At 70.7% G+C, this 8,777-nt stretch carries 6 protein-coding genes and 1 tRNA gene; 2 read left to right on the top strand and 5 right to left on the bottom strand.

The window, feature by feature from the left end; all coding sequences use genetic code 11:
* Positions 1-127: 127 nt before the first annotated feature.
* The 3 genes from thrS to AB0915_RS36650 all read right to left on the bottom strand — a co-directional run bounded on the left by thrS (position 128) and on the right by AB0915_RS36650 (position 4,087).
* Positions 128-2,104, bottom strand: coding sequence for a threonine--tRNA ligase (thrS, locus tag AB0915_RS36660; protein WP_366695372.1), 1,977 nt, complete (start codon positions 2,102-2,104; stop codon positions 128-130).
* A 136-nt stretch (positions 2,105-2,240) separates the two neighbouring features.
* On the bottom strand, positions 2,241-3,521 hold the full coding sequence (locus AB0915_RS36655) for a hypothetical protein (RefSeq protein WP_366695370.1): 1,281 nt from the start codon (positions 3,519-3,521) through the stop codon (positions 2,241-2,243).
* Positions 3,521-4,087, bottom strand: coding sequence for a DUF4365 domain-containing protein (locus AB0915_RS36650; protein WP_266987877.1), 567 nt, complete (start codon positions 4,085-4,087; stop codon positions 3,521-3,523). The genes AB0915_RS36655 and AB0915_RS36650 overlap by 1 nt, the downstream gene beginning before the upstream one ends.
* Before the next feature lie 194 nt (positions 4,088-4,281).
* On the opposite strand from AB0915_RS36650, the gene AB0915_RS36645 reads away from it, so the two are divergent.
* Positions 4,282-5,007, top strand: a complete 726-nt coding sequence (locus AB0915_RS36645; RefSeq protein WP_366695368.1) for a 3'-5' exonuclease — start codon at positions 4,282-4,284, stop codon at positions 5,005-5,007.
* Between the two features lie 78 nt (positions 5,008-5,085).
* Here the strand turns inward: AB0915_RS36645 and AB0915_RS36640 are convergent.
* Together AB0915_RS36640 and AB0915_RS36635 are read right to left on the bottom strand one after the other, a co-directional pair.
* Positions 5,086-5,157, bottom strand: a tRNA-Val gene (locus tag AB0915_RS36640).
* 39 nt (positions 5,158-5,196) lie between these two features.
* Positions 5,197-5,643 carry an SRPBCC family protein gene (locus AB0915_RS36635; protein WP_366695366.1) on the bottom strand — a complete coding sequence of 149 codons (447 nt, stop codon included), beginning with the start codon at positions 5,641-5,643 and terminating at the stop codon, positions 5,197-5,199.
* Between the two features lie 84 nt (positions 5,644-5,727).
* On the opposite strand from AB0915_RS36635, the gene AB0915_RS36630 reads away from it, so the two are divergent.
* Entirely contained in the window at positions 5,728-8,235 is a 2,508-nt protein-coding gene (locus tag AB0915_RS36630) for a hypothetical protein (protein WP_366695364.1), read from the top strand.
* Positions 8,236-8,777: the final 542 nt, after the last annotated feature.

Genomic DNA, 8,777 nt, shown 5'->3' with positions numbered 1-8,777 from the left:
GTCGCCCCGATACTGAGCGTATCGGGGCGAGCCCGACAACGCAGCGAGCGTGCGTGCCAGACGCCGCCTGGCAGGCGGGACTTTCGAAACACGCCCTAGCGCTCCGAGGGCCTCCCTGGCGGTCGGGTCAGACCTGGACGCGGTCCTCGACGGCCTTCTGGATCTTGGCGATGGCATCCTCGACCGGGATGCCGTTCTCCTGCGATCCGTCGCGGTAGCGGAAGGAGACGGCGCCGTTGGTCATGTCCTCATCACCCGCGATGATCATGAAGGGCACCTTGGCCTTCTGCTGGTTGCGGATCTTCTTCTGCATCCGGTCCGAGGAGGCGTCCACCTCGACCCGCAGACCCTTCTTCCTGGCCTGCGCAGCGAATTCCTGGAGGTACGGGATGTGCGCGTCGCCGATCGGGATGCCGACCGCCTGGACCGGTGCCAGCCAGACCGGGAACGCACCCGCGTAGTGCTCCAGCAGCACCGCGAAGAAGCGCTCGATGGAACCGAACAGGGCGCGGTGGATCATGACCGGGCGCTGCTTGGTGCCGTCGGGGCCGGTGTACTCCAGGTCGAAGCGCTCCGGCAGGTTGAAGTCGAGCTGCACGGTCGACATCTGCCAGGTACGGCCGATGGCGTCCTTGCACTGGACCGAGATCTTTGGGCCGTAGAAGGCGGCGCCACCCGGGTCCGGGACCAGGGGCAGTCCCTGCTTCTCGGCGACCTGGCGCAGCGTCTCGGTCGCTTCTTCCCAGATCTCGTCGGATCCGACGAACTTCTCCGGGTCCTTGGTGGACAGCTCCAGGTAGAAGTCGGTCAGACCGTAGTCGCGCAGCAGGTTCAGGACGAAGGTGAGCGTCCTGTCCAGCTCCTCCGCCATCTGCTCCTTGGTGCAGTAGATGTGCGCGTCGTCCTGCGTGAAGCCGCGCGAGCGGGTCAGGCCGTGCACCACACCCGACTTCTCGTACCGGTACACCGTGCCGAACTCGAAGAGGCGCAAAGGCAGTTCACGGTACGAACGGCCGCGTGCGTCGAAGATCAGGTTGTGCATCGGGCAGTTCATCGGCTTGAGGTAGTAGTCCACCCCGTCGTCGAGCTGCATGGGCGGGTACATGCCCTCGGCGTACCAGTCCAGGTGACCGGACTTCTCGAAGAGCTTGCCCTTGGTGGCGTGCGGGGAGTAGACGAACTCGTAGCCCTCCTCCTCGTGCCGCCTGCGCGAGTAGTCCTCCATGGCCCGGCGGATGATGCCGCCCTTGGGGTGGAAGACCGCGAGGCCGGGGCCGATCTCGTCGGGGAAGGAGAAGAGGTCCAGCTCGTTGCCGAGCTTGCGGTGGTCCCGCTTGGCGGCCTCCTCCAGGAACTCCAGGTGCGCCTTGAGCTCGTCCTTGGTGGGCCACGCGGTGCCGTAGATACGCTGGAGCATCGGGTTCTTCTCACTGCCCCGCCAGTACGCCGCGGCGTTCCGCATCAGCTTGAACGCCGGGATGTTCCGGGTGGTCGGCAGGTGCGGACCACGGCAGAGGTCCTTCCAGCACAGGTCGCCGGTCTTCGGGTCGAGGTTGTCGTAGATGGTCAGCTCGCCGCCGCCCACCTCGACATTCGCGCCGTCCTCCGAGGAGGCCGAGCCCTTGATGCCGATGAGCTCCAGCTTGTACGGCTCGTCGGCCAGCTCCTCGCGGGCGGCCTCGTCGGTGACGACCCGGCGGGAGAACCGCTGCCCCCGCTTCTGGATCTCCTGCATCTTCTTCTCGATGGCCTTGAGGTCCTCGGGCGTGAACGGCTTCTCGACGTCGAAGTCGTAGTAGAAGCCGTCCTTGACCGGCGGGCCGATGCCGAGCTTGGCCTCCGGGAAGAGCTCCTGCACCGCCTGCGCCATGACGTGCGCGGTGGAGTGCCGAAGGATGTTCAGGCCGTCCTCGGAGGAGATCTCGACGGGCTCGACGACCTCACCGTCGGCGACGACGTACGCGAGGTCCTTCAGCTCACCGGCAACCCGGGCGGCGACAACAGTGCGCTCGCCGGGGAAGAGCTCGGCAGCCGTAGTGCCCGTCGTCACCACGCGCTCTTCCCGCTCGGAATCGCGTTGGATGATCACACGGACGTCTGACACCGGTCTCTCCTGACTGAAGGGGGGTGCGCGCCATATTCCACTGCGCACGCAAGAGGAATCGTACCGAGCCGACGGCCCCCTTCGCGAAAGGGTTCGTTCCAGCAGTCGGCGGTCATCGCGCCGGGCCCCTCTCCGGCTATTCGCCCGTACAGGCCTCCTCGAAGGAGTCGACGTTCTCCTGGAGCGATTTCATCAGCCGGTCACGCTCCGCCTCGTCGACCTGTACGGGCACCACCTGCGAGGCCCGGGTCAGCCGCCGGAAGCCGCCCCGGCTCTCCAGTCGCCCCTCCACCCGGATCGGCAGTCCGACGAGGTGGGCGTGGCCCGCGATCCGGTACGCCTCCTCGTCGAGTTCCAGCCGCACGTGCGGCACCTCCGCGCCCGCCAGCACCCGCAGCCGCACGATTCCCGCGCCGCGCGGTCCCGAGCGGCGCAGCCGGACGACCGCACCGGTGATCCGGACCGCGACGGCGGGTTCGTCCTGCTGGTAGCGGGCTCCCGCCCGGCGCAGGGCGGGCAGGTCGCCCGGCGAGAACTCCACCGGTTCGGGCCGGGCGGGGCAGCCTTCGGGGGTTCCTGCGCCGGGCGACCAGGCGAGCGAGATCCTGGTTCCCTCCGAGCCGCGGACCAGCGCGATCACGGCCTCGGTCAGCTCCCGGCTGACACCCGCCTCGACGGCACTGTCGAAGGCTTCCATACCTCCGGTGGCGCGCTGGAAGTCGATGGCTTCGCGGGTGGCGTGCAGAGCGTGGCAGAGCCGTACGGCGATGTCCCGGCCGGTTTCGACGGGGAGACAGGCAGTGAGGTCACGGCCGCCCGGCGCGGGTCCGACGAGGATGCCTTCGAGCGCGGCGAGGGCCCTTCGGCGGTGGCGTGCGCCGTGGAACCCGGTACGGGCCCGTACGGCGAGCGCTCCGGCAAGCAGGATCTGCCGGGCCACGGCGCGGAGCTGCTCCGCAGCGGTCCAGCCGGCCGCTCCGGCGGCACCCGCGGGACCGGCGGCGCCGTCGGGGACATCGCGCCACCAGCGGATCTCGTCGCTGGGCACGGCGAGGGAGACCAGCACGTCGCGGGCGGAGGGGGCGGCGCTGCGGGCGAGCGCCGTGAGTGCTTCGCCGAGCAGGTCCTCGCTGTCGGGGAAGGCGGTGGTGTCGGGTACGAGGAGGCTCGTGCCGCCGGAGGGTGCCGCGGCCCCCGGTGGGGTCCATCGGCTGTACCGTCCGGCCGCACCGCCGCGGCGGTGCCAGCCGTGCCGGTCGAGCAGGGCTCCAAGGACCGCGGGGTCGACGCGGGCGGGGTCGGGGATGTCCCCGGAGGGTGGCAGGGCAGTGGGCCAGTGGGTCACGGTCTCGCTGGGGTGTGGTCGCGTGCCCGACGGGATCGTGCTGTCGGCGGGCTCGTCCATCGGCCGGTGCATCAGGGTCTCCCTCCCGCCCCGACCCGCGTCATGATCTCGCAGAGCGCGCGGTCGTCGAATATGCGCGTGGTCGGGATCCGCACAGTGGTCCTGTGCCGGCCTGTCACGGCGTGGCCGGCCAGGTTGGTCCAGTAGCAGCAGTGCCGCAGGTCGAGCCGTTCGTGCCCGGCGCGCAGCCAGTCGTCCTGGCTGCGCGGTACGAGCATCACGACCAGGATCTTGTGCACCGACACGGGCGTCCGGGCGAGCTTCACGAGGTGGGCGTTGTCCAGCGTGAAGGCGAACGTCGGTCCGGGTGGGTGCGGCGGTATCTGGTAGGTGCATTTGAGCTGCACCTTGATGGTCACCTCGTCGTCGACGGTGTGGCCCGGGGCGCCGTGGCTGACATGCCAGTCGATGCCGTTGTCGGGAAAGGGCTGCGACAGGGAGCACCCCGCCGCGGCCGCGACCGCGTGCAGGTAGCCCACCTGAAGGGTCTCCATGCAGGCGGTGGTGGCGAGTGTGCCGCGCAGCGGAGCGATCCGCTGGGGCAACAGCCCGCTCGGGTCGGGCTGCGCGAGCGCCATGGCTCCGTATGCCTTCCGGGCTGTGCCGATCGGTTGGTTCGGTCGGTGCATCCTCAGGCAACTTCCTTGCCTGTCCTTTGTGTTGTCACCGCAGCGAGCGGTCCGCAAACGGCGTATCAGGCAAAGGGCGCGGGTATCACCGAATCGGGCAGGGGGATCACGCCATCTGCCGGTCAGGCACGAGGAGTTCGGGGATGACTCACTGGTACGAGGGGCCGCTGGCCGCTTTTGACACCGAGACAACGGGAGTGGACGTCGAGGAGGACCGGATCGTTTCGGCCGCCCTGGTCGTCCAGGACGCGGCGGGAGGGCGCATGCGCGTCACTCGCTGGCTGGTGAATCCGGGGGTTCCGGTGCCCCTGGGGGCGACCGAGATCCACGGTCTGACCGATGACCATCTGCAGCGCAACGGCCGGTGGCCCGCGCCCGTGGTGGAGGAGATAGCCCGGGCACTGGCCGAGCAGTGCGCGGCGGGACGCCCGCTCGTCGTGATGAACGCACCGTTCGATCTGACGCTGCTCGACCGGGAGCTGAAGCGGCACCGGGCATCGTCACTGGCCGGCTATCTGGGGAGCACGCCACTGTGCGTGCTGGATCCCCGGGTCCTGGACAAGCACCTGGACCGCTACCGCAAGGGGCGGCGCACGCTCACCGATCTCTGTGCGCTGTACGAGGTGGTGCTGGACGGCGCTCATGACGCGGCGGCCGATGCGGCGGCGTCGCTGGAGCTGGTACGGGCGGTGGGGCGGCGCTTTTCGTCGCGGCTGGAACGGCTGTCCCCGGCGGAGCTGCACGCGCTGCAGGCGGTGTGGCATGCGGCGCAGGCGCGCGGTCTGCAGGCGTGGTTCGCGAAGAGCGGGACGCCGGAGGCGGTGGATCCGGCCTGGCCGCTGCGTCCTGAGCTGCCTGCCGCTGCGTGATCCCGGACGCCCCGGGGCGATTCCGGACATGAAGAGGCCGGTCCGTCAATGGTGCTGACGGACCGGCCTCTCCCGGGGTGGGCGATACTGGTTTCGAACCAGTGACCTCTTCGGTGTGAACGAAGCGCTCTCCCACTGAGCTAATCGCCCGGGAACGGACTGAACCATACAGGTCTCGGTGGGTGTGGTTCAAACTGCTTCGAGTCGGGCCGCCAGTCCGCGGCGTCCCGCCCGCATCATCAGGGCGTGGTTCGCCCGGAACACCGCACGTCCGGGCACCGCGAGCAGCCGCATGATCCGCCGCCGCACCTCGACCTCCTGCTCGTACGTGGCCCGGCTGCCGGTGCCGTGCGCGGTGACGGTCCAGCGGGCCCAGCCGTCGAGGTCGCCGTCGAGGGCCACTTCGAGGATCCCGGCCGCCGGGTCGCGGCGGCTCGCGCGGACGGTCATGACCAGGTCGTACGGAAGGGCGGAACGGATGCGGATGGTTCCGGTGGTGTGGTCGACCGAGGTGACCTCGCGAACCTGCGGCCACCATTGCGGGTACTCCTCGGCGCGTTCCAGGATTCCGTACACGGCATCGGGCGGGGCGGATACGTCCCAGATGCTCACAAAGCGGTAGTGGCTCCAGTCCATGGGTCCCAGTCTGCGCGTACTCAGTCCCGTACCTGAGTACCCGAGCGCATGTCCGGATCTGTGGGCCGCGCCACACTCCCGGATATGGAACATGTGCCGCCACCCGCCGAGGAATTGGCGCTCCTCGACCGCGAACTGGTCCGGCTGGACGCCCGCCGGATGCAGCTGCTGACCCGTCGTGCCTGGCTGGTGAGTGTGCTGCAGCCGCCGGCCGCGCCGCTCGTCGCTTCTCCGGGACCGGCGTCCGCGTCGTCTTCCGGACCGGCGCAGCCGTATCCGCAGTGGCCCGCGCCCCCGCTCGGCTCTCCCGGTGCGCCGGTCCCGCCGCGCAACGCCCAGAATGTGCTGCTGAGTCTCGGCGGGCTGCTGCTGACGATCGCGGCGATCGCGTTCACCCTGGTCAGCTGGGGTCATATGGGGATAGGCGGCCGCTCGGCGGTGCTCGCCCTGGTGACGGTCGCGGCGTCGGCCGCGCCCGCGCTGCTGCTGCGCCGCGGTCTGTCGTCGACGGCCGAGTCGCTCGGTGCGCTGGCTCTGGTGCTGATGGTGCTGGATGCGTACGCGCTGCACGCGGTGGCGGCGCCGGACACGGACGGTCTCGAGTTCACCGCGGTCGCGTCGGCGGTACTCGCCGTGGTGTGGACGGCGTACGGTCTGGCACTCGGCAAGCTTCGTCTGCCGCTGCCGGTGGCCGTGGTGAGCGCGCAGTTCACGTTGGTGCTGTGGGCCTGGTCGGCGGATGCGTCGGCCTCGGCCTTCGGTTGGGCGCTGGTGCTGACGGCGATGCTGGACTCTGCGATCGCCCGGTGGGGCAAGGGCGTTGGGGTCCGGGTGACCGCGTCCGTCTGCGGATGCGTGACGGGGCTCTCCGGTGCGCTGGTGGCGCTGGCGCAGTCGGTGACGGCTGGTTCGCCCCTCTCCGCCGTTGTCCCGGGGGCAGTGTTGCTGGCGGGAGCGGCGGTCGCGCTGTTCGCGGTGTGGCGGGCGCCGACGAAGATCGCGGTGGCCGGTGGAGTGGTGGCCGGGCTGGCGGTGGTCGCGGCTGTGGGTGGTGTGCTGCGCGCGGGGGTCGCCGAGGACTGGTCGGTTCCGGTGTATCTGCTGTGCGGTCTGGTGCTGTGTGCGGCGGTACGGGCTCCGCTGCCCCGGCCGGCCGGGCAGGGCGTGCTGTGGGCGTCGGCCGCGGTGGTTTCGGGCGCGGTACTGGCGGCGGCGCCGGCGGCCGCCATGACGCTGGCGGGTCCGCTGTCGCGGCGGGCCCCGGTGTGGTCGGGTGCGCTGGACGGCAGTGCGCGCGGTGCGCTGGGGCTGGAGGGCGCGGAGTGGTCACAGCTGTACACGGCGCCGGTGATTCTGCTGGTGGTGGCTGGTCTGCTGGGGGCGGCGCACCGCTGGTGGCCCCAGTGGGTGCGGGTGGCCGGTGCGGTGATCTCCCCGGGCGAATCGTGGCGGGGTGCGGCGGGGGCCGGTGCGCTGGTGACCGGGTGGGCGGGGCTGCTGCTGGTGCCGGTTGCGCTGGACGCTCCGTACGCGGTCGCGGTGATGGTGCAGTTGGCGCTGATCGCGGCGCTTCTCGCCGGGGCGGTACGGGTGTTGCGTCGCGGGGCGGGCCCGGTCGCACCGGCGGCGCTGGCGTGCGGTGTGGTCGGGACGGTGAGCGCGGGAGCGCTGTCACTGGCCGCGGAGCCTGCCACCTATGCGGTCTTCGGGGCGCTGCTGGTGCTGTTCGCAGCGGCCGCGGCGGGGACGCGTGCCGAGGGGTCACCGACAGCCCGGATGGTGCAGGGAGTTCTGGCGTGTGCGGCGGTGGCATGCGGGACGGTGCTCGCCGGAGCCGTAGGCGTGTCGCTGGAGCTCACGACGTACCGGGCCGCGCCGATCATGCTGGTCGTCCCCACGCTGACGGTGCTGATCGGGGCGCGGCTGCGGGGCGGCCCGTCGGCACTGCCGGTCGAGCTGACCGGCGCCGTGGCCGGTGCGGTGGCGGTCGGGATGGCCGCGCCGGACAGGCCGTACCTGGCGTTGGTCCTCGCTCTGTGCGGGGTGCTGGCGGCGGGTACAGCGGTGCGTGCGGAGCGGCGGCCGGCGGCCGGGTATGTGGCGGCGGTCCTGTTCGTCCTGGCGACGTGGGTGCGGTTGTCGGCTTCCGGGGTGTCGACTCCGGAGGCGTACTCCCTGCCGGTGACAGTGCCCGCGCTGGTGGTCGGTGTGATGCGGCGGCGCCGCGATCCGGCGGCGTCCTCGTGGACGGCGTACGGGGCGGGCCTTGCGGCGACGCTGGTGCCAAGTCTCGTCGCGGCCTGGACCGACCCGTCGTGGGTGCGGCCGCTGCTGCTCGGCGTGGTGGCGCTGGCGCTCACGCTCACCGGGGCCCGGCTGCGGCTGCAGGCGCTGCTGCTGCTCGGCGGCGCGGTGCTGGCGTTGGACGCCCTGCACGAACTGGCACCCTACGTGGTTCAGGTGGTCGGTGTGCTGCCGCGCTGGCTGCCGCCTGCACTCGCGGGTGTGCTGCTGCTCGTGGTCGGGGCGACGTACGAGCAGCGGCTGCGGGATGCGCGGCGGCTGAAGGGCGCCCTGGGCCGGATGCGCTGAGGGAACACGTGATCGACGGGCCGGCCCGGGGCGTGCTTCACCTGCCTCAGGCCGGCATCCAGTGCCCCTCCCGGCAATGTTTGCCGGGAGGGGCACTGGTCGCCCGGAACCGAACACACCGATGCCTGCCGCACGCAGCCCCTGGGCACTCCGCCACGCCCTCATGACACGCCCCTCCCGGGCAGGCAGCACCCGCTGCCACGATCGATTGAATCGTTTAAGAACCACCCCTCATGTGCCGGTGGGTCCAAGGACGTACTTGCTGGGGCACGCAAGGTATCGAAGGGGTCAACGTCAGCAGCTGGGACGGAATCCGTCGAAGCGCTTGAACCTCGCGTCGCGCGGCAGGGGTCCGCGGCGGGCGGGTCGGCGAGGGCGTACGGACGACCTCGTACCGCTACGGAAAGGGGCGGGAGAGCGACCGATCGGTGCGGGAAACGCAGAGGGCCCGTGAGACTCAGCAGTCTCACGGGCCCTCTGTCCCGGTGGGCGATACTGGTTTGTATACAGAGTCAGATATGTATATCACACATCTGTAATAC

The organism is Streptomyces sp. NPDC048411 (assembly GCF_040704695.1).
Taxonomy (GTDB): domain Bacteria; phylum Actinomycetota; class Actinomycetes; order Streptomycetales; family Streptomycetaceae; genus Streptomyces.
This window is presented reverse-complemented; position numbering and strand designations above follow the sequence as displayed.